Origin of the sequence: Streptacidiphilus albus JL83 (assembly GCF_000744705.1) — a bacterium.
Classification (GTDB): domain Bacteria; phylum Actinomycetota; class Actinomycetes; order Streptomycetales; family Streptomycetaceae; genus Streptacidiphilus; species Streptacidiphilus albus.
Map to the genome: position 1 here is coordinate 2,631,910 of NZ_JQML01000001.1, position 24,631 is coordinate 2,656,540.

General features: G+C 72.4%; 25 protein-coding genes. 10 read left to right on the plus strand and 15 right to left on the minus strand.

What is annotated here, in order from left to right:
- The first annotated feature begins 29 nt into the window (after positions 1 to 29).
- On the plus strand, positions 30 to 467 hold the full coding sequence (locus BS75_RS11415; RefSeq protein WP_034088144.1) for a Fur family transcriptional regulator: 438 nt from the start codon (positions 30 to 32) through the stop codon (positions 465 to 467).
- 22 nt (positions 468 to 489) lie between these two features.
- Here the strand turns inward: BS75_RS11415 and BS75_RS11420 are convergent, their stop codons facing one another.
- The 4 genes from BS75_RS11420 to leuA form a co-directional block, all read right to left on the minus strand.
- Positions 490 to 1,338, minus strand: coding sequence for an isoprenyl transferase (locus tag BS75_RS11420; RefSeq protein WP_034088145.1), 849 nt, complete (start codon positions 1,336 to 1,338; stop codon positions 490 to 492).
- Positions 1,339 to 1,355: 17 nt separating this feature from the next.
- Positions 1,356 to 2,135, minus strand: a complete 780-nt coding sequence (gene recO / locus BS75_RS11425; RefSeq protein ID WP_034092841.1) for a DNA repair protein RecO — start codon at positions 2,133 to 2,135, stop codon at positions 1,356 to 1,358.
- Positions 2,136 to 2,174: 39 nt separating this feature from the next.
- Positions 2,175 to 2,840, minus strand: coding sequence for a hypothetical protein (locus BS75_RS11430; RefSeq protein WP_034088146.1), 666 nt, complete (start codon positions 2,838 to 2,840; stop codon positions 2,175 to 2,177).
- Positions 2,841 to 3,062: 222 nt separating this feature from the next.
- On the minus strand, positions 3,063 to 4,853 hold the full coding sequence (gene leuA / locus BS75_RS11435; RefSeq protein WP_034088147.1) for a 2-isopropylmalate synthase: 1,791 nt from the start codon (positions 4,851 to 4,853) through the stop codon (positions 3,063 to 3,065).
- A gap of 331 nt (positions 4,854 to 5,184) precedes the next feature.
- Between leuA and BS75_RS11440 the strand changes: the two genes are divergently transcribed.
- Together BS75_RS11440 and BS75_RS11445 are read left to right on the plus strand one after the other, a co-directional pair.
- Positions 5,185 to 6,330: a M4 family metallopeptidase gene (locus BS75_RS11440; RefSeq protein WP_042436942.1), complete on the plus strand. Its 1,146-nt coding sequence runs from the start codon at positions 5,185 to 5,187 to the stop codon at positions 6,328 to 6,330.
- A 70-nt stretch (positions 6,331 to 6,400) separates the two neighbouring features.
- Positions 6,401 to 6,688, plus strand: coding sequence for a protealysin inhibitor emfourin (locus tag BS75_RS11445; protein ID WP_034088148.1), 288 nt, complete (start codon positions 6,401 to 6,403; stop codon positions 6,686 to 6,688).
- 31 nt (positions 6,689 to 6,719) lie between these two features.
- On the opposite strand, the gene era is transcribed toward BS75_RS11445, so the two are convergent.
- From era to BS75_RS11455, 3 genes are all read right to left on the minus strand, one after another.
- Positions 6,720 to 7,712, minus strand: a complete 993-nt coding sequence (gene era / locus BS75_RS11450) for a GTPase Era (protein WP_042436939.1) — start codon at positions 7,710 to 7,712, stop codon at positions 6,720 to 6,722.
- Positions 7,713 to 7,778: 66 nt separating this feature from the next.
- Positions 7,779 to 7,937, minus strand: coding sequence for a hypothetical protein (locus BS75_RS48060; protein ID WP_156164243.1), 159 nt, complete (start codon positions 7,935 to 7,937; stop codon positions 7,779 to 7,781).
- Positions 7,938 to 8,028: 91 nt separating this feature from the next.
- Positions 8,029 to 8,388, minus strand: coding sequence for a cytidine deaminase (locus BS75_RS11455; protein ID WP_034088150.1), 360 nt, complete (start codon positions 8,386 to 8,388; stop codon positions 8,029 to 8,031).
- Positions 8,389 to 8,448: 60 nt separating this feature from the next.
- Between BS75_RS11455 and BS75_RS11460 the strand changes: the two genes are divergently transcribed.
- The gene (locus BS75_RS11460) at positions 8,449 to 9,345 is read left to right on the plus strand and encodes an LLM class flavin-dependent oxidoreductase (RefSeq protein ID WP_034088151.1); all 897 of its coding nucleotides are present in this window, start codon (positions 8,449 to 8,451) and stop codon (positions 9,343 to 9,345) included.
- Between the two features lie 58 nt (positions 9,346 to 9,403).
- Here the strand turns inward: BS75_RS11460 and BS75_RS11465 are convergent, their stop codons facing one another.
- Complete coding sequence (locus BS75_RS11465) at positions 9,404 to 10,843, minus strand: MFS transporter (RefSeq protein WP_042436935.1); 1,440 nt, start codon at positions 10,841 to 10,843, stop codon at positions 9,404 to 9,406.
- Positions 10,844 to 11,010: 167 nt separating this feature from the next.
- Here BS75_RS11465 and BS75_RS11470 point away from each other — a divergent pair, with 167 nt between their 5' ends.
- Positions 11,011 to 12,039 (plus strand): Lrp/AsnC family transcriptional regulator, encoded by a 1,029-nt coding sequence (locus BS75_RS11470; RefSeq protein WP_034088153.1) that lies wholly within the window; start codon positions 11,011 to 11,013, stop codon positions 12,037 to 12,039.
- 10 nt (positions 12,040 to 12,049) lie between these two features.
- On the opposite strand, the gene BS75_RS11475 is transcribed toward BS75_RS11470, so the two are convergent.
- Entirely contained in the window at positions 12,050 to 13,252 is a 1,203-nt protein-coding gene (locus tag BS75_RS11475) for a M20 metallopeptidase family protein (RefSeq protein WP_034088154.1), read from the minus strand.
- 112 nt (positions 13,253 to 13,364) lie between these two features.
- Positions 13,365 to 14,249 (minus strand): helix-turn-helix transcriptional regulator, encoded by an 885-nt coding sequence (locus BS75_RS11480; RefSeq protein ID WP_034088155.1) that lies wholly within the window; start codon positions 14,247 to 14,249, stop codon positions 13,365 to 13,367.
- An 81-nt stretch (positions 14,250 to 14,330) separates the two neighbouring features.
- Here BS75_RS11480 and BS75_RS11485 point away from each other — a divergent pair, with 81 nt between their 5' ends.
- From BS75_RS11485 to BS75_RS11505, 5 genes are all read left to right on the plus strand, one after another.
- Positions 14,331 to 15,794: an MFS transporter gene (locus tag BS75_RS11485; RefSeq protein ID WP_034088156.1), complete on the plus strand. Its 1,464-nt coding sequence runs from the start codon at positions 14,331 to 14,333 to the stop codon at positions 15,792 to 15,794.
- Between the two features lie 216 nt (positions 15,795 to 16,010).
- Positions 16,011 to 16,862, plus strand: a complete 852-nt coding sequence (locus BS75_RS11490; RefSeq protein ID WP_034088157.1) for a nucleic acid/nucleotide deaminase domain-containing protein — start codon at positions 16,011 to 16,013, stop codon at positions 16,860 to 16,862.
- A 70-nt stretch (positions 16,863 to 16,932) separates the two neighbouring features.
- On the plus strand, positions 16,933 to 17,514 hold the full coding sequence (locus BS75_RS11495; protein WP_052069354.1) for an SUKH-4 family immunity protein: 582 nt from the start codon (positions 16,933 to 16,935) through the stop codon (positions 17,512 to 17,514).
- Complete coding sequence (locus tag BS75_RS11500) at positions 17,511 to 18,404, plus strand: nucleic acid/nucleotide deaminase domain-containing protein (RefSeq protein WP_034088158.1); 894 nt, start codon at positions 17,511 to 17,513, stop codon at positions 18,402 to 18,404. Before BS75_RS11495 ends, BS75_RS11500 begins: the two co-directional genes overlap by 4 nt.
- Positions 18,401 to 20,116 (plus strand): WD40 repeat domain-containing protein, encoded by a 1,716-nt coding sequence (locus BS75_RS11505; protein WP_034088159.1) that lies wholly within the window; start codon positions 18,401 to 18,403, stop codon positions 20,114 to 20,116. The genes BS75_RS11500 and BS75_RS11505 overlap by 4 nt, the downstream gene beginning before the upstream one ends.
- Before the next feature lie 24 nt (positions 20,117 to 20,140).
- Here BS75_RS11505 and BS75_RS11510 read toward each other — a convergent pair whose 3' ends face one another.
- From BS75_RS11510 to BS75_RS11530, 5 genes are all read right to left on the minus strand, one after another.
- Positions 20,141 to 21,556, minus strand: a complete 1,416-nt coding sequence (locus BS75_RS11510; protein WP_081982255.1) for a hemolysin family protein — start codon at positions 21,554 to 21,556, stop codon at positions 20,141 to 20,143.
- Positions 21,557 to 21,563: 7 nt separating this feature from the next.
- Positions 21,564 to 22,052: an rRNA maturation RNase YbeY gene (gene ybeY, locus BS75_RS11515; protein WP_034088160.1), complete on the minus strand. Its 489-nt coding sequence runs from the start codon at positions 22,050 to 22,052 to the stop codon at positions 21,564 to 21,566.
- 14 nt (positions 22,053 to 22,066) lie between these two features.
- Entirely contained in the window at positions 22,067 to 23,131 is a 1,065-nt protein-coding gene (locus BS75_RS11520; protein WP_034088161.1) for a PhoH family protein, read from the minus strand.
- Positions 23,132 to 23,283: 152 nt separating this feature from the next.
- A complete protein-coding gene (locus tag BS75_RS11525) occupies positions 23,284 to 24,204 on the minus strand; it encodes a ribonuclease Z (RefSeq protein ID WP_034088162.1) in 921 nt (306 codons plus the stop codon).
- 4 nt (positions 24,205 to 24,208) lie between these two features.
- Positions 24,209 to 24,583, minus strand: coding sequence for a histidine triad nucleotide-binding protein (locus BS75_RS11530; RefSeq protein ID WP_034088163.1), 375 nt, complete (start codon positions 24,581 to 24,583; stop codon positions 24,209 to 24,211).
- Positions 24,584 to 24,631 lie beyond the last annotated feature (48 nt).

Sequence of the window (24,631 nt, forward strand, 5' to 3'; positions counted from 1 at the left end):
ACCCCTGTTCGAGAGCATGAGGAGACCCGGTGACGTCCCCCGCGAACCAGTCGTCCCCCGCACGGTCGACCCGGCAGCGCACGGCCGTCGCGTCGCTGCTCGCCGAGGTGGACGACTTCCGCAGCGCCCAGGAGCTGCACGACCTGCTCAAGCACCGGGGCGACTCGGTCGGGCTGACCACGGTCTACCGCACCCTCCAGTCGCTCGCCGACGCCGGTGAGATCGACGTCCTGCGCACCGACGAGGGCGAGGCGGTCTACCGCCGCTGCAGCAGCGGGCACCACCACCACCTGGTGTGCCGGCGCTGCGGGCGCACGGTGGAGGTGGAGGGCCCGGCCGTGGAGCGCTGGGCCGAGGGCGTGGCCGGCGAGCACGGCTTCGTGGACATCGCCCACACCCTGGAGATCTTCGGCACCTGCGCCGACTGCGCGGCGGCCGCCGCCGAGGCCGGCCGGGACCGGCCCTGAGACCGGTCCGACCGCCCGGCGCTCAGCGAACCGGCTGCTCCGGCAGCACCGCGGCCGAACCGGTCTCGTTGGGCAGCGCCCCGCCGTACCGGCGGTCGCGGGAGGCGAACTCCTCGCAGGCCCGCCACAGGTCCCGGCGGTCGAAGTCGGGCCAGAGCACGTCCTGGAACACCAGCTCCGCGTAGGCCGACTGCCAGAGCAGGAAGTTCGAGGTCCGCTGCTCGCCGCTGGGGCGGATGAACAGGTCCACGTCCGGCATGTCGTGGTGGTACATGTACTTGGCGAGGGTCTTCTCGTTGACCTTCTTCGGGTCCAGCCGACCGGCCGCCACATCGGCCGCCAGCGCCGCCGCCGCGTCCGCGATCTCGGCCCGGCCGCCGTAGTTGACGCACATGTACAGCGTCATCGCGTCGTTGTCGCGGGTCATCTCCTCGGCGACCTGGAGCTCCTGGACGACGCTCTTCCACAGCTTGGGCATCCGTCCGGCCCAGCGGACCCGGATGCCCATCGCGTGCATCTCGTCCCGGCGGCGGTGGATCACGTCCCGGTTGAAGTTCATCAGGAAGCGCACCTCCTCCGGCGAGCGCTTCCAGTTCTCGGTGGAGAAGGCGTAGAGCGAGAGGTTCTTGACCCCCAGCTCCAGGCAGCCCTTGAGCACGTCGAGGACGACCCCCTCGCCGACCTTGTGCCCCTCGGTGCGCGGCAGACCGCGCTCCTTCGCCCAGCGGCCGTTGCCGTCCATCACGATCGCGACGTGCTCGGGGACCAGCTCGCCCAGGAGCTTCGGCGGCTGGGCGCCACTGGGGTGGGGCGGCGGGGGCAGGTACTCGCGCTGCTTGCCGCCGAACAGTCCGCGTCGTGCAGTTGCCATGGGCCTTCGGTTCTCCACTAGCTCCGGCCGGCCCGGCTCACCGGGCCGGGCAGACGGTCGACGTACTTCAGGGACCGCAGTCCCCGCTCCAGATGCCATTGGACGTACGCGGCGACGAGCCCGCTGCCCTCGCGGCAGTGGCGTTCCTCGCAGGCGTCCGCCGTCTCCCAGTCGCCGGAGAGCAGCGCCCCCAGCAGTTCCATTGTCTCAGGGGAGGGTACGACACTGCCGGGTACCCGGCAGTCGTGGCAGAGTACCCCGCCGGTCTGGATCGAGAAGAAACGGTTGGGTCCGGGCAGTCCGCACTTGGCGCAGTCGTCGAAGCTCGGCGCGTAGCCGTTCACCGACAGCGAGCGCAGCAGGAAGGCGTCCAGGACCAGCGAGGGGGCGTGCTCGCCGGCGGCGAGCGTGCGCAGCGCGCCGATCAGCAGCAGGTACTGCTGGACCGCCGGCTCCCCCTCGTTCTCGGTGAACCGCTCGGCGGTCTCCAGCATCGCGGTGGCGGCGGTGTAGCTGGGGTAGTCCGCCACTATCCGCCCGCCGTACGGCGAGATCGTCTCGACCTGGGTGCAGAGCGCCAGATGGCGGCCGACGATCTCCTCGCCGCGCGAGAAGAACTGGACGTCGACATGGGAGAAGGGCTCCAGCCGGGCGCCGAACTTGGACTTGGTGCGGCGCACTCCGCGGGCGACCGCGCGCACCCGGCCGTGCTGGCGGGTGAGCAGGGTGATGATGCGGTCCGCCTCACCCAGCTTCTGGGTCCGGAGCACCACGCCGTCGTCGCGGATGAGGGTCATGCGGCCCATTGTCCCTCAGCCGACCGCCCCTCGGGGCGGTCACGAGTGCGGCTGCCTCGTCGCGGCGGTCAGCGTGGCGTCGATCCGGTCGGCGCTCAGACCCAGGCAGCGGCCGGTCGCGCGGAGTGCCTCGCGCTCGGTCGGCCGGTAGGGGCCGTCGGCCAGGGCGATCCAGGCGCCCTGCAGCAGCAGGTGCTCCAGGCCGGGGCCGGCCAGGTGCGGGATCAGCGGTTCCAGCGCGGTGTGCAGCTCCACCGCCAGGCCGCTGCCGCAGCCGTAGAGTTCGGACAGCTCCTCGTCGCCCTCGCGCAGCGCCGCGAGCGCGGCCAGCACCTGCGGCTCGTCCAGCTCCGCGTAGCCGGCCTCGTGGATCACCCCGACCGCGGCCTCGCGGGCCGCGCGGACGCCGGTGCCGCCGGCCGCGAGGATCGCCAGCGCGATGGTGTACTGCGCGGTCCTCAGCATGGCCAGCAGGTTGCCCGAGGTCGGCCGCTCCAACGCGTCCAGCTCGTAGCGGGTGGCGCAGGCGGTGCACTGGAGGCTCGCACCGGCCTCGCCCAGCGGCAGCACCGGCAGCCCGAGCAGCCGGACCCATCTGCGTCCGTGCTGACGGCGGTAGTTGCGGTCGCCGCCGCAGCCGGGGCAGAAGAACTCCCCCAGTGCGTCGGTGCGCCACCGGGCGCTGACACCCACGAGCTGCGTCATGGCGCGACTCCCCTGCCTGCCACACCGACTGCGCTGCCGGTTGCACCGATGCTGCCACGACCTTGACGCCCTGTCAGTACCCCGAACGGCCGGTGGATCAGAAAATTGTGGCGGACGACACACAGGCTCCCCGCCGATCGGCGGGGAGCCTGTGCACTACCCAGGTTTCGGGGGTTCAACCGCCGTCCCCCGGGCCGGGAAGCAGTGGATGAACTGCTGGTGTCAGTTGCGCTGCGCCCGGTTGACGGCGCTCACCACGGCCTTGATCGAGGCCCGGACGATGCTGGTGTCGATGCCGACGCCCCACAGCACTTTGCCGTCCACGGCGCACTCCCAGTAGGAGGCGGCCTGGGCGCCGGAGCCCTGGCTCATGGTGTGCTCGACGTAGTCCAGCAGTCGGGCGTCGACGCCGATCGCGGCCAGCGAGGCGAAGAAGGCGTCGATCGGGCCGTCGCCGGTGCCGCTCAGGGTGACCGGGGCGCCGTCCACCACGGCCTCGACCGCGATGGTGTCCTTGCCCTCGGGGGTGGTGCCGATCTGGTAGCCGCCCAGCTGGATCCGGCCCCAGGGGGCGTCCGGGGTGGGCAGGTACTCGTCCTCGAAGGCCGACCAGATCTGCGCCGGGGTGACCTCGCCGCCCTCGCTGTCGGTCTTCAGCTGGATGATCTTCGAGAACTCGATCTGCATCCGGCGCGGCAGGTCCAGCTTGTGGTCGTTCTTCAGGACGTAGGCGATGCCGCCCTTGCCGGACTGGCTGTTGACCCGGATCACGGCCTCGTAGGAGCGGCCGACGTCCTTGGGGTCGATCGGCAGGTAGGGCACGCCCCAGGTGTGCTCGCCGACCGGGTGGCCGGCCGCCGCGGCGTCGGCCTCCAGCGCGTCGAAGCCCTTCTTGATGGCGTCCTGGTGGGAGCCGGAGAAGGACGTGTAGACCAGGTCGCCGGCGTAGGGGTGGCGCTCCGGCACGACCATCTGGTTGCAGTACTCGTAGGTGCGACGGATCTCGTCGATCTCCGAGAAGTCGATCATCGGGTCGACGCCCTGGGAGAACAGGTTCATCCCGACGTTGACCAGGTCCAGGTTGCCGGTGCGCTCGCCCTGGCCGAACAGGCAGCCCTCGACCCGGTCCGCGCCGGCCATCAGCGCCAGCTCGGCGGAGGCGACGCCGGTGCCCCGGTCGTTGTGGGGGTGGCTGGACAGCGCGACGAACTCGCGGCGGGACAGGTTCCGCGACATCCACTCGATCTTGTCGGCGTAGACGTTGGGGGTGGACCGCTCCACCGTGGTCGGCAGGTTGAGGATGATCTCGCGGCCCTCGCCGGGCTGCCAGACGTCCATCACCGCCTCGCAGACCTCCAGCGCGTAGTCCAGCTCGGTGTCGATGAAGATCTCCGGCGAGTACTGGTAGCCGAAGACCGTGTCCTCGCCCAGCAGCTTCTCGGCGTACTCCATCACCAGTCGGGTGCCGTCCACCGCGATGTGCTTGATGTCGTCCTTGGAGGCCTTGAAGACGACCCGGCGGAACAGCGGCGAGGTGGCGTTGTACAGGTGGACGGTGGCCCGGGGGGCGCCGATCAGGGACTCCACCGTGCGGGCGATCAGGTCCTCGCGGGCCTGGGTCAGCACGCTGATGGTGACGTCCTCGGGGATCGCGCCCTCCTCGATGATGGAGCGCACGAAGTCGAAGTCGGTCGCACCGGAGGAGGGGAAGCCGACCTCGATCTCCTTGTAGCCCATCCGCACCAGCAGGTCGAACATGGCCCGCTTGCGGGCCGGCGACATCGGGTCGATCAGGGCCTGGTTGCCGTCCCGCAGGTCGGTGGACAGCCAGCGCGGGGCCTTGGAGATGACCTTGCCCGGCCAGGTGCGGTCCGGCAGGTCGATGGTGCCGAAGGGTACGTACCGCTGGTACGGCATCCTGGAGGGCTGTTGACGGACCGAGGCCGCGGTGATCGGAGTGGGCCGCTCGACGAAGGGGCGCTGCTCGGCTGCGGGCTGCTGGGTGTCGGACATGTCTCTCATGCTCCCTGATCGGTGTGGGCTGTCGGAAACCGACGGCCGACCTACTGCGGCAATGAGAAGCGCACAGCACGAGTCCCCGCGGCGAGGGAGTCGGCCTTGTGTGAACTACAGGCCCTCGCCGCGGCAGCTAAGAAGAAGCAGCCCGATGCGCATGATGTGGCCACCATAGCCCAGCCCCCCGGCCGGTCACAGCGAAACCGGGGTTGTCCCGCCCAGTGAGACGGCCTGTCCGGCGCCCGTGTCACCACCTGCGGTGACACCCGCGATGACACCCCGTCAGCGGTGGCCTGGATCACGAGTGACATCTGACACATTGGGTGATATGCCGACAATTCACCCACAGCCTTCACCCCATTTCTGCGGAATCATCCCGCCGCACATGTTGGAGCACCTGGCCCGCTCACCCGAGGAGGACCTCCGCGAGGCGGCCCGGAGATCACTCGCACTGGACGCGCACAACCGGGAGCAGCGCGCCCTCACCGCGCTCCGCACGCTCGCCCCCGCGCCGCCACCGGCCGCCCCGCCGACCGCGCCCGGGTCCGCCCCCTCGCCGCAGCGCACCATCCACGACGCCGGGCACCACGCCCGGCTGCCGGGCCCCGCCGTCCGCGCCGAGGGCTCCGCCCCGATCGCGGACGAGTCGGCCGACCGGGCCTACGAGGGACTCGGCGCCACCTTCGACTTCTTCCTCGGCGCCTACGGCCGCCGCTCCGTCGACGGCCTCGGCCTGCCGCTGGTCGCCACCGTCCACTACGGCGTGCGCTACGACAACGCCTTCTGGAACGGCTCGCAGATGGTCTTCGGCGACGGCGACGGCCGGGTCTTCAACGACTTCACCGCCTCGCTGGACGTCATCGCCCACGAACTGGCGCACGGCGTCACCCAGTACACCGCCAACCTCGACTACCGGGGCCAGTCCGGGGCGCTCAACGAGTCGCTGTCGGACGTCTTCGGCTCGCTGGTCAAGCAGTACGCCCTCGGCCAGACCGCCGAGCAGGCCGACTGGCTGATCGGCGCCGAGTTGCTGGCACCGGGCGTGCACGGGATCGCGCTGCGCTCGCTGAAGGCCCCGGGAACCGCCTACGACGACCCGGACCTGGGCCGGGACCCGCAGCCGGCCACCATGGCCGGCTATGTCCGCACGGCCGCCGACAACGGCGGGGTCCACCTCAACTCCGGCATCCCCAACCGCGCCTTCCAGCTGGCCGCGACCGCCCTCGGCGGCCACGCCTGGGAACGCGCCGGGCAGATCTGGTACGACGTGCTGACCGGCGGCGCACTCGCCGCCACCGCCGACTTCGCGGCCTTCGCCGCCGCCACCGCCGGCGCCGCGCGCGAGCGCTACGGCGAGGGACCGGAGTTCCGGGCGGTGCGCGAGGCCTGGGCCGAGGTCGGGGTCAGGGCCGAGGTGGAAGTGACCAGTGTGACGGATCTTGCGGGCGCCGCACCCCCGGCCACCTGGAATTAACGCCTGGCTGAGAGACCGACAAGGTTTCGGCCCTGTCGCCGCGCGCACCCAACGGAGCACACTGGACACTATGCGTATCCAGGTCACCCGCGACGGCGGCGTCACCGGTGTCGAGCGCCAGGCCGCGCTCGACACCGAGGGGCGCCCCGATGCCCCTCACATCCACGCCCTGGCCAGGGAGGTCCTCGGCTCCGGCACCCGGTCGCCCAGCTTCGGCGTACCGGACGGCTTCCACTACGCCATCACCGTGGACGGGCGTGCCACCGTGCACTGCACCGAGCCGCAGTTGACGGACGGCCAGCGCGACCTGGTCGGGCTGGTGCTGAGCCAGGGGACCCCGGTGTCCGTGGACAGCTGACCGGGGCGGGGCCGGAGCGGCTCGCGGTCGGTCAGAACCCCAGCTTGCGCAGCTGCTTCGGGTCCCGCTGCCAGTCCTTGGCGACCTTCACGTGCAGGTCCAGGTAGACCGGGGTGCCGAGCAGCGCCTCGATCTGCTGGCGGGCGACCGTGCCCACGTGCTTGAGCCGGGCGCCCTTGGAGCCGATCACGATGGCCTTCTGGCTCTGCCGCTCGATGTAGACATTGGCGTGGATGTCCAGCAGCGGCTTGCCCTCCGGGCGGCCCTCGCGCAGCAGCATCTCCTCGACCACGACGGCCAGGGAGTGCGGGAGCTCGTCCCGGACGCCCTCCAGCGCGGCCTCACGGATCAGCTCGGCGACCATGATCTGCTCGGGCTCGTCGGTGAGGTCGCCCTCCGGGTACCACTTCGGGCCCTCGGGCAGCATCGGCACCAGCAGGTCGGCCAGCAGCTCGACCTGGTCGCCGCTGACGGCCGAGACCGGGATGATCTCCGCCCACTCGAAGCCGAGCTCCGCCCCCAGCTGGGAGATCGCGATCAGCTGCTCGGCGAGCTGCTTGGACTCGACCAGGTCGGTCTTGGTGACGATGGCGACCTTGGGCGTCCGCTTCATCGCCGCGAGCTCCTTGGCGATGAACTTGTCGCCCGGGCCCAGCTTCTGGTCGGCGGGCAGGCAGAAGCCGATCACGTCGACCTCGGCCCAGGTGGAGCGGACCACGTCGTTCAGCCGCTCGCCGAGCAGGGTGCGCGGCTTGTGCAGCCCGGGGGTGTCCACCAGGATCAGCTGGGCCTCGGGCCGGTGCACGATCCCGCGCACCGTGTGCCGGGTGGTCTGCGGGCGGTCCGAGGTGATCGCGACCTTGGTCCCGACCAGGGCGTTGGTCAGGGTGGACTTGCCCGCGTTGGGCCGCCCGACGAAGCAGGCGAAGCCCGACCGGTGCGGCAGGCCCCCCTGCGGGGCGGCGGCGTCATCGGTGGCGGGCTTGGCGGACTGCTGGGTGGGGCGAGAGCTCATGGGGACCATTCTCCCCTATCGCGGGCGCCGCACGGTTCGTCGGTGCGGTCGGACGCACCGCGGCGCGGGCCGCGGTCACTTCTTGCGGTTGAAGAGCGCACCGAGGCCGCCGAAGACGGTGAAGATCGCGACGATGATCGAGGCCGCGAGCCAGCCCTGGTTGTGGTCCTCCTGCCAGTGCCCCATCCCCATGAGCACGAACAGGACGCCCGCGACAAACGCTACGCCCCCCAAGGCTCCGCTCCCCCGGTCGTCGTGGTCCCTGCCCCGACCCTAACCGGGCCGGCCCGGAAAACAAGGGCCGCGACGGTGTTCGCGGCCGGGCTCAGCCGGTCTCGGTGGAGAGCCGGAGGGTGCCGTCCGGCCTCGCCAGCAGCACCGGGGTGCCCGCGCCGCCGAGGTCGCGGACGGCGGCGAGGTCCGCCGCCGCCGGCTCCTCGGCCGCGCTGACCACGGCCGCCGCCTCCAGGCCCTTGGCACCGCTGGCCACCGCCATGGCGACCGCCGTCTGCAGTGCGCTGAGCTTCAGCGACTCCAGGTCGACCGTCCCGGCCACGTAGGTGCGCCCGGTCTCGTCGCGCACCGCCGCGCCCTCGGCCACGCCGTTGCGGGCGCGGGCCGACCGCGCCAGCGTGATGATCTTCTTGTCCTCCGGGTCCAGCACCGGTCCCACAACCTCGCTCATGCGTCCGAGGATACGGGCAGGCCATTGATCCAACGGGTCGGACCTGCCTAGCGTGGCCGCATGACGACGCATCGGATCGCTGTGATGTACGACCGCGGCTGGGAGCCCGAGGGGCTGACCGGGTTCGCCCGGGCCGTGGAGGAGCTCGGGGTGGAGGAGCTCTGGGTCGTCGAGGACCTGGGCTGGGCCGGGGCCATGTCCTCGGTCGGCGCGGCCCTCGCGGCGACCGGGCGGCTGCGGCTGGGCATCGGGATCGCTCCCGCGCCGCTGCGCAATCCCGTGCTGCTGGCGATGGAGCTGGCGGCGCTGGCCCGGATGTTCCCCGGCCGGGTCACCGCCGGGATCGGGCACGGCGTGGCCGAGTGGATGGCGCAGGTCGGCTCCGCGCCGACCAGCACCATGGCCAGGCTGGAGGAGACCGTCACCGCCGTGCGCGGACTGCTGCGCGGCGAGGAGGTCACCCTCCACGGCCGGGAGGTGCGGCTGGACGCGGTGCGGCTGGTGCACCCGCCGCGCGTGGTGCCGCCGGTCGTGGTCGGCGCCGTCGGCCCGCGCACCCTGGCCCTGTCCGGCCGGATCGCCGACGGCACGGTGATGGACGAGGGCCACGGCCCGGACGAGGTCGCCGCCGCCCTCGCCCACATCGGGAAGGGCCGGGCCGACCGCACCGACGCCGACCGGGCCGACGCCGACCGGGCGTCCTCCGGGCTGAACGTGCTCACCTTCCTCTGCGTGGACGAGGACCCGGCCGCCCTGCCGCGCGCCCTCGCCGTCCAGGCGCCCTGGCTGACCGGGCCCCTGGACGCCGTCCACGCGGCCGCCGGCACGGCCGCGCAGGCCGCCGCCACCGTGCGCGAGCTGTGGGCGGCGGGCGTCGACACCGTGGTGCTGCGCCCGCTCGGCCCGGAGCCGCTGGCGCAGCTCGCCGCCGTGCACGAGCAGCTCGCCGGGGGCTGAGCCCGCCGGCTGCTCGGCCGCCCACCGCTGAGCCGGCCCACCGCTGCCCGCCCACCGCTCAGCCGGCCGCCGCCCCGACCGGCTGCGGGGCGGTAGCCGACCGCTCCGGGCCGGTTCCGCGCAGCGCCAGCGCGACCGGCACGCCCAGCGCGCACAGCGCCGCGCAGCCCAGCCAGACGGACACGTAGCCGCCCTCGGTCGGGACCGCGGCGCGCAGCAGCCAGTGGTCGAGCACCGCGGCCGCCGCCGCTCCGGCGACCGCACCGGCCAGGGACTTGAGGGTGTTGTAGATGCCGGTGCCGATCCCGGTCTGGTCGGCCGGCAGCCGGCGCAGCAGCAGCGCCGGCAGCAGGCTGAGGCCGATGCCCGCGCCGTAGCCGGAGACCGCCGCCGGGACCGCGACCTGCCAGTCCTGGCTGTGGGCGACGCCGATCGCGGCGTAGCCGAGGGTGCACAGGCCGAAGGCGCCGGCCAGCACCGTCCGGGCGCCGAAGCGGCGGCCCAGCCGGTCGGCGGTGACCGCGCCGAACAGGGCGCCCAGCGTCGGCGGCAGCGCCAGCAGACCCAGGCCGAGAGTGGTGACGCCGAGGCCGTAGCCGTCCCGGGCCGGGTCGGCGGCCTCGAAGGTCAGCATCGGGCCCTGGGCGCCGTAGAGGGCGCAGCCCAGCAGGAAGCTCAGCGCGAAGACCGGGGCGGTGGCCCGGCGGGCCAGCATCCGGACGTCGACCATCGGCTCGGCGCCGCGCAGCTCCTGCCGGACGAACAGGGTCAGGAACACGCCGCCGGCCGCCAGCAGCGCCAGGGTCAGCGTGAACGGTTCGGCGGCGGCCTCGCCCAAGGCGGCCAGCACCAGGGTCAGGCCGAGCGAGAGCAGGGCCGCGCCGGTCCAGTCGATCCGGCCGCCGGCCCGGGTGGCGGATTCCGGCACCCAGCGCCAGGCCACCAGCATCGCCAGCGCGGGCAGCACCGCCAGCCCCCGGAGCAGCGGCTGCGGGCCGAGCCCGGCCGCGCTCAGCCCGCCGACCACCAGTGCGCCGAGGGTGCTGCCCAGGGTGAGCGAGCCGACCAGCAGCCCGATCGCCCGGCCGCCCCGGTCGGCGCCGATCGTGTCCCGGACGATGGCGAACTCCAGCGGCAGCCAGCAGGCCAGGAAGCCGGACAGCACCCGCGCGAGCAGCAGCACCGGCAGGCTCCCGGCGAGCGCGGTGAGCAGGTAGCCGAGCAGGGTGAGCAGCACCGTGGCGCGGAGCAGCCGCCGGTGCCCGTAGAGGTCGCCGAGCCTGGAGCCGAGCGGCACGGCCACGCCCGCGACCAGGAACTCCACGCCCAGGGCCAGGCTGACGTCGCCGGCGCCGAGGTGGAGCCCGGACACGTCGTCCGGCAGCAGGATCGGGAAGCCGCCCTGGAGCACGCCGCTGCAGAATTCGACCAGGACCAGCAGGCCGACCACCGGGACCGCTCTCGGCCGGGGAACCTCTGGGACTGCGGGCTGGGGCATGAGACACGTCCTCGGGTCCGGCGAACAGGGGTGCTGGTGCGGGGCCTGGCGGTGCGGGGCCCGGCCTTGCGGGGCCCGGCGTGGGCGAAAGGATCGCTAACCTGGGCCGTGATGAGTCCGCACCGCACGAATCCGCTGTCGCAGCCGTTCGCATGCATGGATCAGCCATGATCGACGAGCTGGACCTCGCCCTGGTCGACGCGCTGCGGGTGGACCCGCGCGCGCCGTGGTCGCGGCTGGCCGCGCCGCTGGGCGTGGATCCGGCGACGCTGTCCCGGCGCTGGGCACGGCTGGCCACCGGCGGCGACGCCTGGGTGACCTCCTACCCCTCGACCGACCGGCTCGGCTACGGGCTGACCGCGCTGATCGAGGTGGAGTGCCGGGCGGACCGGGTCACCGCCGTGGCCGAGCGGCTGTCGGGCGACCCGCAGGCGGCGACCATCGAGATCGTGACCGGCGGCGCGGACCTGCGGCTGACCGTCGGCGCGGTCGATCCGGCGATGCTGACCCGCTACGTCCTGGACCGGGTGGCAATCGTGCCCGGGGTGCTGCGGACCCGGACCTCGTTGGTGGAGCGGACGGTCCGGGAGGGCAGCCGTTGGCGGGAGGGCGCGCTGGACCCGGTGCAGCGGGAGGCCATCGCGCTCCCCGCCGCAGCCGCGTCCCAGGGACGGGCGCCCACCCGCAGCCCTGGCCACCGGATCGTGGCGGACCGCTCGCTGCTGGCCGCCCTCGGCGAGGACGGCCGGATGCCCTACGCCGAGCTGTCGGAGCGGACCGGACTGCCGGCCTCCACCGTCCGGCGGCGGCTGGCGGAGCTGCGGGACAGCGGCCGACTGGTGCTCCGCTGCGACGCCTCGCCCCGGCTGACGGGCCACCCGATCGGCACCATGCTCTGGCTGGAGGTGCCGGCCGACCGGCTGGAGCCGGTCTCGGCCTGGTTCGCCTCGGTGCCGCAGGTCCGGATGTGCGCGGTCACCCTGGGCGCGGCCAACCTCGCCGTCTATGTGATGGTGCGCCATGTCGCCGAGCTGCGGCGGCTGGAGGAGCAGCTGGGCCGCCGCTTCCCGGAGGCCCGGGTCCGGGAGCGGCAGCTCACGCTGCGGACGGTGAAGCTGGTCGGCCGGCTGCTCGACGCCGAGGGCCGGGCCTGCGGCTACGTGCCGCTGGACCCGTGGGCGCCCTGGCCCGGCTGAGCGGGACCGGTCACCGCGCCAGCCGCCCCAGGGCCAGCCCGGCCAGCAGCGCCGCCGCGTCGGCGAGGACGGAGTCGTCGAAGGCGGCCTCGGGCGAGTGGTTGTAGGGCGCGGTGAACAGGTCCCGCCCGGGCGGGCAGGCGCCCAGCATCAGGTAGGCGGACGGCACCAGCTCGCCGACCACGGCGAAGTCCTCGGAGCCGGCCACGGCGTGCGGCATCTCGATGTAGCGGTCCGCGCCCAGCACCCGGCGGGCCGTCTCGGCGGCGAACCCGGCCTCGCCGGCGTCGTTGACGGTGACCGGGTAGCCCTCCTCGATGACGGCGTCCACGGCCAGTCCGTGCGCCTCGGCGATCCCGCGCACCACCCGCACCGCCTCGGTGTGGACCAGCGCCCGCGACTGCGGCGAGAAGGAGCGGATGGTGGCGCTGAAGACCGCGTCGTCGGGGATCACGTTGTTCGCGGTCCCGGCGTGGAAGGTGCCGACGGTGACCACGACCGGGTCGAAGGCGTCGAAACGGCGGGTGACCATGGTCTGCAGCGCGATGACCGCCTCGCAGGCGGCCGGGACCGGGTCCAGCGCCAGGTGCGGGCTGGAGCCGTGGCCGCCGCGTCCGTGCATGGTCACCCGCAGGACGTCGGCCGCCGCCATCACCGGTCCGGGCCGGGTCGCGGCCCAGCCGTTCGGCAGCACCGACGCCGCGACGTGCAGGGCGTAGCCGGCGACCACCCGCTCGCCGGCGGCGTCCAGCACGCCCTCCTCGACCATGACCCGGGCGCCGCCCTCGCCCTCCTCGGCGGGCTGGAACATGAAGACCACGCTGCCGGCCAGTTCCTCGCGCAGCCCGCAGAGCAGCCGGGCCGCGCCGACCAGCCCGGCGGTGTGCAGGTCGTGGCCGCAGGCGTGCATGGCGCCGGGGATCCGCGAGGCGTACTCGAGCCCCTCGGCCTCCTGCACCGGCAGCGCGTCCATGTCGCCGCGCAGCAGTACCGCCGGGCCCGGCTTCGCGCCGTGCAGCACCGCCGTGACCGAGCTGAGCTGCTTGCCCAGGGTGATCGTCAACGGCAGCCCCTCCAGCGCCGCCAGCACCTTGGCCTGGGTCAGCGGCAGCTCCATGCCGATCTCGGGCTCCTGGTGCAGGGCCCGGCGCAGCGCCACCAGCTCGGGCTGGAGCGCGGCGGCGGACTCACGAAGGCGTGCGACATCGGTCATGGCTTCTCCTCTGAGGGTGTCCCTTGGGCACATCCTCACCCCGGCCGCGCCGCCCGGCCGGTTCGCTGCACGCATCCGCCGTCACGCCCGGCGGCGCCGCAAGGATGCGCCGTCAGCCAGCGACCCGTCGCAGCGATCCGCGCCGCGCCTCGGGCGAGGCCAGCCACTCCAGCTTCTCGGCGGTGCCGGTGTCCGGCGCCGGATTGTGCAGCACCACGATCAGGTCGGGCCGCTCGGGCACCTTCAGCTGGGTGCTCTCGAAGGCCAGCGCACCGACCAGTGGATGGTCGATGTGCTTGCAGCGGGTGCCGAGCGGCTGGACGTCGCCCCTGGCCCAGATCTCGGCGAAGAGCGGGCTGGCCGCCCGCAGCTCCTCCACGATGGCCCGGAATCCCTCGTCCTCGGGGAAGTCGGTGGCCGCCGCCCGGTACTCGGCCACGACCCGGGCCGCGTCCTGCTCCCAGCCCACGTGCCGGGCCTGGTAGACCGGGCTGGTGAAGAAGTTGACGAAGCAGTTCCGGCAGTCGGCGTCGATGCCGAAGACCTCCTGGAGCGCCTCGTTGCCGGCCACGTTGTTCCAGTAGCGGTCGATGATCTGCGCCGGGTACGGCATCCAGGCCTCGATCAGCCGGGTCAGCCCGGCGGAGGCGGGGCGCTGCTCGCCGACGACCCGCACCAGCGGCGGGTTGAGCCCGGCCAGCACATAGAGGTGGCGGCGCTCGGCCTCGGCCAGCCGCAGCACCCGCGAGACCGAGTCCAGCACCTGTCCGGAGACGGTGATGTCGCGGCCCTGCTCCAGCCACTGGTACCAGGAGACGCCGACCCCGGCGAGGACCGCGACCTCCTCCCGCCGCAGTCCGGGAGTACGCCGGCGGGCGCCGCCGTCCGGCAGTCCGGCCTCGGTCGGGCTGACCCGGGCCCGGCGGCTCATCAGGAACTGGCGCAGGTCCGCGCGTCGGCGCTCGTCGGCGGTGGTGGTCTTCGCGGTGGCGTCCACGTGGCTCCCCTACCTGGTGGCTGTACCAACAGGATAAGCGCACTCTCTCCACCCCCAGGAAGATCACAGAACCATGGAGCCATGACAACGGACACCGCCGCACGGACCGCCCCGACCACCGCCACCGGCACCCCGCCCGATCCGGCAGCCGGTCTCCCGCTCCGGGCCCGACTGGTCCTCTTCCTGCTCTGCGCCGCCCAGTTCGCGGTGGCGCTGGACTTCTCCATCCTCAACATCGCCCTGCCGACGCTGGGCCACGACCTGCACATGACCCAGGCCAACCTCCAGTGGGGGATGACCGCCTTCGCCCTGCCCTCCGGCGGCTTCCTGCTGCTCTTCGGCCGGATCGCCGACCAGGTCGGACGGCGCCGGATCTTCGTCACCGGTCTTTCGGTGTTCACCGCCGCCTCGGTGCTGGCCACCCTCGCCTGGTCGCCGGCCGTGTTCCTGGCCGCCCGCGCCCTCCAGGGCCTCGGCGCGGCGGCGATCGTCCCCTCCGGGATGGCGCTGCTGACCACGACCTTCCACGAGGGGCCGCAGCGCGACCGGGCGCTGGGCGTGATGGGCAGCCTGATGGCGCTGGGCTTCACCGTCGGCATGGTCCTCGGCGGCGTCCTCACCGAGACCCTGACCTGGCGCTCCACCATGGGCCTGAACGTGGTGATGGGCGTGGTGGTGCTGGTCGGCGCCCCGCTGCTGCTCACCGAGAGCCGCAACGAGCACCGCTCGCGGATCGACGTCCCCGGGGCGATCACCGTCACCGGCGGGCTGCTGGCACTGATCTACGGCCTGTCCACCGCCGCCCGGACCGGCTTCGGCGACCCGGCGGTCCTCGGCTCGCTGGCCGCGGCCGTGCTGCTGCTGACCGGGTTCGTGGTGATCGAGGCCCGCACCGCCGAACCGCTGGTCTCGCTGCGGGTGCTCCGCCGCCCGACCGTGGCCTTCGGCAACCTGGGCGGACTGGGCACCTTCGCCATGATGAGCGCCGTGGTCTTCCTGGGGACGCTCTACCTCCAGCAGGTCAACGGCCTGTCACCGGTGACCACCGGACTGGTCTTCGGGGTGATGGGCGTCTCCTGCGCGATCAGCGGCGCCGTCGCACCGAAGGTCGTCGCCCGGATCGGCTCGGCCCGCACCCTGGTCCTCGGCCTGCTGGTGCAGGCCGTGCTGACGACACTGCTGGTCACCGCGGGCCCCGGCTCGCTCGGCACCTGGATCTTCATGCTGGCCGGCGCGGCCGCCGCCTTCGGCCACCTGGCGGCCATCGTCTCCTACAGCGTCACCGCGACCTCCGGCCTGCCCGACGACGAGCAGGGCCTGGCCACCGGCCTGGTCACCACCACCCAGCAGGTCGGCATGACCATCGGCATCCCGCTGCTCAGCGCGGTGGCCTCGGCCCGCTCGGACGCCCTCCGCTCGGCCGGCCGCACCCTGGCCCGGGCCACCATGGGCGGCGTCCGGCTCGGCCTCGGCGTGGACGCGGCCCTGGTCGCCCTGCTGGCCCTGACCGTCGCCCTCGGCCTCCGTGTCCTCCGCCGCCGCTGACGCCCGCTCAGTCCCTGTGTCCCACAAGCCGTCGGCCGATCCCCGCACCGGGGGTCGGCCGACGGCAGCTCAGCAGGAGCATCCGCACCGACCGCCAATTGTCTTATCATCAGGTACTTCTGATGCGGCGGGGGGCGGCGCGACCATGGACAGTACGGCGGCGGTGACGACGCCTCCCCAGGTCGTCGTCGCCCGGCGGGGCCGGGTGACGCTCGGATGAGCGGCAAGATAGCCGAGGCCCTCGACGGCGCCTCGAAGAAGCTCGGCAAAGGCTTGGCCGAGGACTTCGCCGATGCCTACCACGGCATCCTCAAGGACACCGAGAGCAAGACCGGCCAGGTCGCCGACAATGCCGCCGAGAACGAAGCGGAGCACGCCGCCCGGTTGGCGGCGATCAACAAGGCCCGGCAGGATCTGCACGGGCAGATCGGGGAGACTCCGGTCTACCGGCTCAACGACGACCTGTCAGTGGACCGGCTCACCCCGGACGGGGCGGTGCCGCTGACCGACGCCGAACGCGCCAAGCTTCCGCTGGGGTTGGACGGCGAGGACAAGGTCCCGATGCGTCCGACCGGGGAGGACAGTCCCTACAACAATCCCAAGATCAAAAAGAGAGAAGCCCGTCCGCGGGTGGCGTCGACAGAGGTCCCGGCCGGTAGTACGGACCTGGCCGCAGCCACCCAGCTCGCCAGGCATGAGGCGGGCGACTACGGCACCCTTCGCGGATCGAATTTCACGAGCAAGAACTACGCAGCCGTGAGATACGGCGAGTCCGGTGATCCGGACAGCTTCATCCTGGTCGGACGCAGCAAATACCCCACCCACTCCGAACGCGTTCTAGGAATACCCTTCCTTCAAGACGGTTCGTCATCAGGCATGAGTGAGCTCTACACCGAACGAGAACCATGCACGAACAGCGTCAACTGCAGTGCTTGGATGAGCGAGTACCTGCCCTCGCACGTCAAGGTTTCGCACAGCATCGAGTACGGCAGCACCGCTGCCTCGCGCAAGGCAGGCAACGAGGCCATGCGCAAGTACCTCGACGGGTTGGTTCCCGGTGGACGGTGAATCCCGCACCACCGACCGGCGGTACGGTGAGCGCAACGGATCGGACGCCGTAGTAGATAGGATTTGAGGTATGCCGCAGACAGTCGACCGGGCGCTGATGGAGTCGGTCTTTCCGTCCAGCGACCTGGTTACCGTGCCGGAGAGCGCACTCGGCCCGATCTCTCACGCGCGCACCCGTGAACTCCTGCGCGACGTCGGCCTGCCCGACCAGAACACGGGGTGGTTCCAGACCGCCACGGATCTTCCAGCGAGGATCGCCAACAAGGGCTGGGCACGCGAACGCGATCTCCTTCCTCCCCAGCAGTCCGACCCCGGTGAGTGGTTCACGATCGGTGGAATCCCCTACGACGACATGGTGGTCGACGGGGCGAGTGGCGCCGTCTACTGCCTCCCGGGGAACAGCGAGGATCCCTACCTGCTCAACAGCAGCCTGGACTGCTTCCTCTACTTCCTCTACCGCGTCGAGGCCGAACGTCCGAACTACGACGCCGAATTCGCCGAGGAGAACGGCTACGAGGACGACGGGAGCTTCGGCGAGGGAGTGGACGAGCGGCTGATCGCCGTCATGCGGGAGACCGACCCGGTCGCCCTGGAGAATCCGGAATCGACCTGGTACACGGTCCTGGAGTACGTAAGGACCTTCGGCGAATGAGCGGGCCCGGCGCGATTCCGCCCGACGACGCGGTCGTGACCCGCTTCGGTGGCGAGGGCGTACGACACTTCGGCACGGATGCGGCGAGCGCAGACCCGGCTGCGCCGGAGGCCGCCGCGCTGGACCGGATCGCCGCACTGACCCTGCCGCTCCAGGTCGGGCCGTACTTCCGCACCGCCGAGGGCGAACCCGCCTCACTGCGCGGCTACGCCGTGGCAGCATCGCAGTCGTTGACCTCGGCGGACTACCTGACCTGGTCCCGCCTCGGGTCCGACAGCGCATTCGAGATCGTCGCCGGCCCCGAGGGCCGGGTCCACGCGATGCTCCTGGGCTACAGCGAGCCGCTGCGGTTCGTCAGCTCCGGCCCCGAGGAGTTCGCAGCAGCGCTGCTCGGCCTGGACGTCCTCCTGGAGGAGCTGGGCGCGACCGAGAGCCAGGAGCACGCGCAGACCGCGTTCGACCAATTCCGCCGGCAACTGCAGGACGCCGACCCGCAGGCCTTCGCGGACCGGGAGAGCTGGTGGCCGCTGGTACTGGACGACCTGCGCGACACCGGGGGTGTCGAGAATTTCGCCGCGTTCGAGGTCGTCGACGCCACCGGCCAGAAGAAGATCTTCACCAGCCCCGGTGCGATCGCGCTCCACCCGGAAGAGCGGCTGTGGGCCTCGCTGCAGAGCGCCGGGATCGGCGCAGAGCAGGTGACGGGCATTCACACCGACCTGGCCCCCTGCTTCCTGCCGGGGCACTACTGCTCGATGTGGCTCGCCTCGGCCTTCCCGACGGCCCGGCTCACGCACAGCTTCCCCTACGGGGAGACCGCCGAGTCCCGCGCCGAGGGGATCGACCGGCTGCGCGCCGAGGCGGCCCGACCGGCCCAGGGGTCCGCGTGACGCTGCCGCCACAGCCCGCCGACTGGCCGCCACTCACCGGGGCTGCGGCCACGCTCGCCCCGGCGCTGTTGGACTGGGCCGCCCGGGACGACCGGGCCTGCCCACGGGTCTGCCTGGTCACCGGTGGGCGCGCCACCGGCAAGAGTCACCTGCTGGCCTGGCTGGTGGCCGGCTCCGACAGTCATCCAGCCACCACCGTGCACGCGACCGTTCCGGCCAGGGGACACATCGCGCAGACCCTGTCCTGGGAGCTGGGACGGCAGCTCGGCTACGGTCCCATCGACCCCGGCCGGCTGCTGGAGCGGGTCGCTGCCGACCCCCGGCCGCTCCGGATCGTCATCCCCGACCTGCACCTGGCCGGCCGGGGCACCGATGACCCGCCGTCAGCCGCGCCCCAGCGGATCGTCGCCGAGCTGTTGGCCCCGTTGCTGGCCCTGCCCCGGGTCCGGGCTGCCGTCGAACTCGATCGGCCCGAACTGCTGCAGGCCGTCGAACCGCTGTTGCTGGCCCTGCCGGCGGACGCCCCCGCCCAGCCGCGACCTGCGCCGGAAGCAATCGAGCCGCCCGAGCCCGGCGCGCCCGGGCCGGGCTGGCGAGCAGCCACGGCCGCGACCCGCGAGGGGGCGCTCGACCTCGCCGTGGGTGCGGGCACCGCATCGCGGTTGCTCGCCGACCCCGACCACCTCGTCCACGGGTCGGCCCTCGCCATCACGGCAGCCCTCGCCGACCGCCGGATCGCCGCCCCCCGGGGGCTGCGGGCCACCTGGGCCGCCGCAGGCCCGATCCTCAGCTCCGGCGAACTCTCCGACCCCGAGCGGGCGGCCGTCCTCCACTCCGCTGCCCTGGCCACGGATCCGCGGCTCGCGGAGTACCTGCGCCCGCTCGCCGAGCAGCATGTCTGGACCGCCCAGTGGTCCAGAGCGGATCTCCGCACGACGGGACTCGCACCGGCCGAGCGCGGCTTGCTGATCATCGACGGCGCCGGGCGGCTCGGTCTGTACGAGCCCACGGACGGCACGATCATCGCCCGCATCACCGGCAATCCGCGTCAACGGCCCACCGGTCTCGCTGTCATCGGCTCCGGCCAAGCGCTCGGCGTCGACCCCGACGGCCGCATCCACCTCTTCGCCGTCCCCTCCGCAGGAACGGACGAGGCTCCCGGCGAAGGCGCTCTCCACCAGGCCCTGGGGCGTCATGCCGCCGCCGTCCTGACCGGAGCGGCCGCCCGGGTCACCGCAGTCGCCTCGGGCAACGGGTCCGTCGCCGTCGGTGACGCCGAGGGATGGTTCCGGCTCTGGCCCGCCGGCCACCCGTCCTTCGGCGCGCAGCGCCCGCACCAGGTTCCCATCACCGCGATCGCCTGCCTCGGGTGGCCCGAGGCCCGCAACGGTCTGCGGCTGGTGTTCACCGGTGGAGCGGACGGCACGGTCCGGCTCTGGGACTCCGAGACCGGCCGGTCCATGCCTGGCGCCGTCGAACGGCGCAACGCGCTGCCGACCGCGCTGGCCGCGGCACACACCGCGGTGGGACCAGTGCTCGCCGTCGCCTGGTCGGACCGTCGGCTGCACCTCTGGCGGCCGGCCGACGGGCGCTCGACAGCCGTGCCGTCCGTCCGGGACATCGACAGTCTCGCGCTGTCCCCGGAGGGCCTGCTCGTCTGTGGCGGCCCGCAGGGGACCGGTGCTCTCAGGATCGACCTGGCAGCTCTCTGACCCGCACCGGCCCCTGCGAGGCGCTCAGTCGTCCGGGTGGTCCCGGCCCCGGTCGGGGTGGCGGTCGGGGTGGCGGTCGGCGGCGGGCTGCTCGTCCTCGTCGCGGTCGTCCTCGCGGTCGCGGCGGCCGCCGCGGCGGACCCGCTCCTTGGGGACCGGTTCGGCGAGCAGGGTGCCGATCCGGTTGCGGCGTCCGGCCGTGCTCTCGGCGGTGATCCGGATCGCCGCGATGGACGCGTCCTCGCCCTCCGGCACCGGGACCTCGACCCCGGAGCCGGGGATCGGCACCCGGCCGAGGGCCTTGGCCAGCAGGCCGCCGACGGTGTCCACGTCCTCGTCGTCCAGTTCGATGCCGAAGAGCTCGCCCAGCTCCTCGACCGGCAGCCGGGCGGTGATCCGGAACGCGCCGTCCGCCAGCGCCTCCACCGGCGGGGCCTCCCGGTCGTACTCGTCGGTGATCTCGCCGACGATCTCCTCCAGGATGTCCTCGATGGTGACCAGTCCCGCGGTGCCGCCGTACTCGTCGATGACCACCGCGACGTGGATCCGGTCCCGCTGCATCTCCCGCAGCAGGTCCGCCACCGGCTTGCTGTCCGGGACGTAGGTGGCCTGCCGCATCACCGCGCCGACCGACTCGGACTCGGCCGCGCGGTCCACATGGGTCCGGCGGACCAGGTCCTTGAGGTAGACGATGCCGACGACGTCGTCCTCGTTCTCGCCGACCACCGGCATCCGGGAGAAGCCGCTGCGCAATGCGAGCGTCAGCGCCTGCCGGACGGTCTTGCCGCGCTCGATCATCACCAGGTCGGTGCGGGGCACCATGACCTCGCGGACGATGGTGTCGCCGAGCTCGAAGACCGAGTGCACCATCCGGCGCTCCTCGTCCTCGATCAGCGAGTCCTGCTCGGCCAGGTCGACCAGTGCCCGCAGCTCGGCCTCGGAGGCGAACGGCCCCTCGCGGAAGCCCTTGCCCGGGGTGAGCGCGTTGCCCAGCAGGATCAGCAGCCGCGGGATCGGGCCGAGGATCCGGTTCAGCGGCAGCAGCACCACCGAGGCGGCGGTGGCCACGTTCATCGGGTGCTGCCGGCCGATGGTGCGCGGCGAGACGCCGACCGCGACGTAGGAGACCAGCACCATGGCGCCGATCGCGACCAGCGCCGCCTGCCAGGTGACGTGGAACGAGCGGACGCAGACCACGGTCACCAGCACCGCCGCCGCCATCTCGCAGGTGACCCGGATCAGGGTCGCCAGATTGAGGAAGCGGATGGGGTCGGCGGCCAGGGCCAGCATCCGCTCGGCCCCCCGCCGACCGTTCCTGACGGCCTCCTCGGCGCGGAAGCGGGACACCCGGGAGATGCCCGCCTCCGCACAGGCCGCCAGCCACGCGAAGATCACGAGGACGACGGCCACCACGAGGAAGCCGGTACTACTGCCACTCATCTCGCACTCACGTCGTCGTCGGGGCGGGGGAGGGACCGGTCTCGCCGCGCTCGGCCCGCCAGTCGTCCAGGATGCGCTTCTGCAGCCCGAACATCTCCCGCTCCTCGTCCGGGTCCTCGTGGTCGTAGCCGAGGACGTGGAGCACCCCGTGGACGGTGAGCAGCTGGAGCTCGGCGTCCATGGAGTGGCCGTTGGTCGCGCCCTGCTGGGTGGCGACCTCGGGGCAGAGCACGATGTCGCCGAGCAGGCCCTGCGGCAGCTCCTCGTCCTCCTTGCCCGGACGGAGCTCGTCCATCGGGAACGACATCACGTCGGTGGGGCCCGGCAGGTCCATCCACTGGACGTGCAGCGCCTCCATCGCCTCCGCGTCGACGACGATCACGGACAGCTCGGAGAGCGGGTGGATGCGCATCCGGTCCAGGGCGAAGCGGGCGACGTCCAGGATGGCCTGCTCGTCCACCTCCGTACCGGACTCGTTGTTGATGTCGATCGACATGGGGTGCGGGGTTCTCAGCTTTCGTTGCGTCGGGGTGTGCGCGGCGCGCGTGCGGCGCCGTCGTGCTGGGCCTGCTGCTTGGCGTCGTAGTGCCCGTAGGCGTCCACGATCTTGCCGACCAGCTTGTGCCGGACGACGTCCTGGCTGGTGAGCCGGGAGAAGTGGATGTCCTCCACGTCCTCCAGGATCTCCTGGACGACCTTGAGTCCGCTCTTCGTGCCGCTCGGCAGGTCGATCTGGGTGACGTCGCCGGTGACCACGATCTTGGAGTTGAAGCCGAGCCGGGTCAGGAACATCTTCATCTGCTCGGCGCTGGTGTTCTGCGCCTCGTCCAGGATGATAAAAGCATCATTCAAGGTACGGCCCCGCATGTAGGCCAGCGGGGCGACCTCGATGGTGCCGGCCGCCATCAGGCGGGGGATCGAGTCCGGGTCGATCATGTCGTGCAGGGCGTCGTAGAGCGGGCGCAGGTAGGGGTCGATCTTGTCGTAGAGGGTGCCGGGCAGGAAGCCCAGCCGCTCCCCCGCCTCGACCGCCGGACGGGTCAGGATGATCCGGGTGACCTGCTTGGCCTGGAGCGCCTGCACGGCCTTGGCCATCGCCAGGTAGGTCTTGCCGGTACCGGCCGGGCCGATGCCGAAGACGATGGTGTGCCGGTCGATGGCGTCGACGTAGGTCTGCTGGTTCAGCGTCTTCGGCCGGATCGAGCGGCCCCGGTTGGACAGGATGTTCATGGTGAACACCGACGAGGGGCTGGTGGAGCCCTCGGCGCTGCCCGGGTCCTGCTCGGCCTTGCGCAGCATCGCGATGGAACGCTCCACCGAGTCCTCCGTCAGGGGCTGGCCGGTGCGCAGCACCAGCATCATCTCGTCGAACAGTCGCTGGACCAGTCGGACCTCGGCGCGGTCGCCGGTGACGGTGACCCTGTTGCCCCGGGCGTGGATGTCGAGGTCCGGATAGGCCGTCTCGATCACCTTCAGCAGCGAGTCCCCGGTGCCGAGCACGGTCACCATCAGGAACTGCTCCGGAATGACGATCTTCGCCTGGGCAGTGCGCACATCTGGGTTCGTGGAAGTCATGGGTCGGCGCTGAGGCCTGCCTCATCCCATCTCGGTAGGGTCCGCCAGCCTCTCGGGCGTGGTGCGTCCAGGGTACGACGGACGGAAGGGCCATCGGGAACGATGGTCCGCCTGTTCACGGGGGTGACGCCAGCGGTTTAAGCGACACCGCCTCACAGCCGGCGCGGGACCGGCACCCGCATCAGGTCCTCGGCCAGCACCAGCTCGCCGTCGAAGTGGCGCCGGGCCTCGACCAGGTGGCCGGTCAGGTCCGGGTAGCGCTGGGAGAAGTGGGTCAGCACCAGCGTCCGCACGCCGGCCTCGGCGGCGACCCGGGCGGCCTGGGCGGCGGTCAGGTGGCCGTGCTCCTCGGCCAGTCGCCGGTCGGCCTCCAGGAAGGTCGCCTCGATCACCAGCAGGTCGGCCCCGGCCGCGAGTTCGGCGACCCCGGCGCAGAGCCCGGTGTCCATCACGAAGGCCGCTCGCTGGCCCCGCCGCTCCTCGCTGACCTGCTCCAACGCCACCGTGGCCCCGTCCGGGGCGGTCACCGTGCCGCGCCGCTGGAGCTCGCCCACCAGCGGCCCGGTCAGGCCGAGCGCGGCCAGCTTCGCGGGCAGCAGCCGCCGTCCGTCCGGCTCGGTGAGCCGGTAGCCGAAGGACTCCACCGGATGGGACAGCCGGACTGCCTCCAGCGCGAAGGGCGCGCCGGGCGCCTTCAGCTCACCCGATCCGGTGACCGGCTCCGGCAGCAGCGTCACCGTCTCGTGGAAGGCGCTGGCATGGTGCAGCCGCTCGAAGAACTGCTGCCCGGACGCCGGGTAGTAGGCGCTGACGGCGTGCGGTACCCGGTCCAGGTTGATCCGCTGGATGATGCCGGGCAGGCCCAGGCAGTGGTCGCCGTGGAAGTGGGTGACGCAGATCCGGGTGATCGCATGGGCACTCACCCCGGCGTGCAGCAGCTGCCGCTGGGTGCCCTCGCCGGGGTCGAACAGCAGCCCCTCGCCGTCCCAGAGCAGCAGGTAGCCGTTGTGGTTGCGGTGCCGGGTCGGGACCTGACTGGCCGTCCCCAGCACCACCAGCTCGCGTGGCGACACCCGGTCAGATCAGCTTCTCGCGCAGGCCGTCCCCGCCGCCCAGCACGTGGACATGGGCGTGGAACACGGTCTGGCCGGCGCCGCTGCCGGTGTTGAAGATCAGCCGGTAGCCCGCGCCGCCGGCCTGGACCGCGACCTTCTCGTCCTCGGCGACCCGGCCGGCCTCGGCCAGCAGTGCCCCGGCCAGCGCCGGGTCGGCGTCGGCGAGCGAGGCGGCGTCCGGGTAGTGGGCCCGGGGGACCACCAGCACATGGGTGGGGGCCTGCGGGTTGATGTCACGGAAGGCGAGGGTCTCCCCGGTCTCCCGAACCACCGTCGCCGGAATCTCCCCGGCCACGATCCTGCAGAACAGGCAGTCCGCCTGCGGCTCTCCCGACACGTCGTCATCTCCTGCTGGTTGAGGGCTTGCTCGGGCGGTAACGGCTGT

Coding starts and splice junctions, on each gene's coding strand:
- BS75_RS11520 (WP_034088161.1), bottom strand. CDS start 23,131: ATGACTTCCACGAACCCAGATGTGCGCACTGCCCAGGCGAAGATCGTC.
- era (WP_042436939.1), bottom strand. CDS start 7,712: ATGGTCCCCATGAGCTCTCGCCCCACCCAGCAGTCCGCCAAGCCCGCC.
- BS75_RS11440 (WP_042436942.1), top strand. CDS start 5,185: ATGCCGACAATTCACCCACAGCCTTCACCCCATTTCTGCGGAATCATC.
- BS75_RS11430 (WP_034088146.1), bottom strand. CDS start 2,840: ATGACGCAGCTCGTGGGTGTCAGCGCCCGGTGGCGCACCGACGCACTG.
- BS75_RS11460 (WP_034088151.1), top strand. CDS start 8,449: ATGACGACGCATCGGATCGCTGTGATGTACGACCGCGGCTGGGAGCCC.
- recO (WP_034092841.1), bottom strand. CDS start 2,135: ATGACCCTCATCCGCGACGACGGCGTGGTGCTCCGGACCCAGAAGCTG.
- BS75_RS11485 (WP_034088156.1), top strand. CDS start 14,331: ATGACAACGGACACCGCCGCACGGACCGCCCCGACCACCGCCACCGGC.
- BS75_RS11445 (WP_034088148.1), top strand. CDS start 6,401: ATGCGTATCCAGGTCACCCGCGACGGCGGCGTCACCGGTGTCGAGCGC.
- BS75_RS11490 (WP_034088157.1), top strand. CDS start 16,011: ATGAGCGGCAAGATAGCCGAGGCCCTCGACGGCGCCTCGAAGAAGCTC.
- BS75_RS11495 (WP_052069354.1), top strand. CDS start 16,933: ATGCCGCAGACAGTCGACCGGGCGCTGATGGAGTCGGTCTTTCCGTCC.
- BS75_RS11420 (WP_034088145.1), bottom strand. CDS start 1,338: ATGGCAACTGCACGACGCGGACTGTTCGGCGGCAAGCAGCGCGAGTAC.
- ybeY (WP_034088160.1), bottom strand. CDS start 22,052: ATGTCGATCGACATCAACAACGAGTCCGGTACGGAGGTGGACGAGCAG.
- BS75_RS11500 (WP_034088158.1), top strand. CDS start 17,511: ATGAGCGGGCCCGGCGCGATTCCGCCCGACGACGCGGTCGTGACCCGC.
- BS75_RS11510 (WP_081982255.1), bottom strand. CDS start 21,556: ATGAGTGGCAGTAGTACCGGCTTCCTCGTGGTGGCCGTCGTCCTCGTG.
- BS75_RS11470 (WP_034088153.1), top strand. CDS start 11,011: ATGATCGACGAGCTGGACCTCGCCCTGGTCGACGCGCTGCGGGTGGAC.
- BS75_RS11475 (WP_034088154.1), bottom strand. CDS start 13,252: ATGACCGATGTCGCACGCCTTCGTGAGTCCGCCGCCGCGCTCCAGCCC.
- BS75_RS11465 (WP_042436935.1), bottom strand. CDS start 10,843: ATGCCCCAGCCCGCAGTCCCAGAGGTTCCCCGGCCGAGAGCGGTCCCG.
- leuA (WP_034088147.1), bottom strand. CDS start 4,853: ATGTCCGACACCCAGCAGCCCGCAGCCGAGCAGCGCCCCTTCGTCGAG.
- BS75_RS11455 (WP_034088150.1), bottom strand. CDS start 8,388: ATGAGCGAGGTTGTGGGACCGGTGCTGGACCCGGAGGACAAGAAGATC.